The organism is Streptomyces sp. NPDC002265 (assembly GCF_040296125.1).
GTDB lineage: Bacteria > Actinomycetota > Actinomycetes > Streptomycetales > Streptomycetaceae > Streptomyces.
On record NZ_JBEOWS010000717.1, the window covers coordinates 1 to 1,154 of the forward strand.

Genomic DNA, 1,154 nt, shown 5'->3' on the forward strand with positions numbered 1-1,154 from the left:
GCCCGCGTCCGCCCCCGCCCCCGCGCCGTCCGCCCCCACCAGCCGGCCGCCGGCATCGGCGGACAGCGACACCACCGCGCCGACACCGAACCGCAGTACCCGCGCCGACCTCTTCTCGGCCGTGCCCACCCCCGCATCCCCCACCCCCTCGGAATCCGTCCCGGCCACGGCCACCGTCGCCTCGTCGGCGCCCGCCGCGACGGATCCCGTCCCGTCCGCCCCCTGAGGCGGGCCCAGCACCCCGCCTGCCCACGCCCCTTGAGGAGAAGCCGATGACCCACCGCAAGCCGCGCACCAGCACAATCGCCAGGACCGCCGCACGCCTGGGAATGATCGCCACCACCGGGATGGCCGTCGCGGCGGCGACGACCGTGGCCCAGGCGAGCTCCGGCGGCCCGCGCCTGTTCAGCGCCTCCACCGCCGTGGACATGGCCCACACCCGCGCCGACCGCACGCACGTCGACCAGTTCGACGAATCCTTCCAGATCCACCAGTTCGGCCCGCAGGTCGCCGTGACGGCGAACAACCGGGCAACAGCCGAATCCGCAGGCTGCTCCCTCGACACCCCGTGCCGCTCGATCGCCCTGTCCTACCAGATCGTCACCGCCGCCGGCCGCAACGCGCATCTGGTCAACGCCACCAACATCAGCCGGTCCGTCAACGGCCACTGCCCCGCATGCGAAACCTTCTCCGGCGCCTACCAGTTCGTCGTCGCCACTCCCCAGGAACTGACGCTCAGCCCGTCGGCCCGACGCCAACTCGCCCGCATCCAACGGGAGGTGAGCGCGCTCAGGACGTCGCATCTGCCGATCTCCGGCGTCCAGAGCCGCGCCGACGAACTGGCCGGCGAGGTCAGGACCATCCTCGACCGCGAAGCCGCCTGCGCACCGCGCGGCCGCGCCGGGGACCCGCAAAGCAGCTTCCGGCCCACCGTCACCATGTACCGCCACGTCCGCTGACCCACCCGCGGCCGTCAGGAAGCCGGCTGGCCGCCGCCCCCGGCCGGCCCGACACAGCCGCAGCCTCCACCTGCGGCCCGACAGCCCCACCACACCCCCCGCGCCCGGGCCGCCGGGCCGGCACTGTGCGGCGCGCCCCCGGGGGGGGGGGGGGGGGATGCGGCGCCGAGGGGGCGGCCCTGCGCGGGGCAGGGC

The 1,154-nt window shown here is 75.6% G+C and carries 2 protein-coding genes; one reads left to right on the forward strand and one right to left on the reverse strand.

The window, feature by feature from the left end; all coding sequences use genetic code 11:
• Positions 1 to 240, reverse strand: a 240-nt coding sequence (locus ABT085_RS46505; RefSeq protein ID WP_351623303.1) for a hypothetical protein, incomplete at its 3' end; no start/stop codon positions are given.
• A 32-nt stretch (positions 241 to 272) separates the two neighbouring features.
• Here ABT085_RS46505 and ABT085_RS46510 point away from each other — a divergent pair.
• Positions 273 to 959 carry a hypothetical protein gene (locus ABT085_RS46510; protein ID WP_351623305.1) on the forward strand — a complete coding sequence of 229 codons (687 nt, stop codon included), beginning with the start codon at positions 273 to 275 and terminating at the stop codon, positions 957 to 959.
• Positions 960 to 1,154: the final 195 nt, after the last annotated feature.

Excerpts from the sequence above, each read along its gene's own strand:
- ABT085_RS46510 (WP_351623305.1), top strand. The coding sequence starts at position 273 with ATGACCCACCGCAAGCCGCGCACCAGCACAATCGCCAGGACCGCCGCA.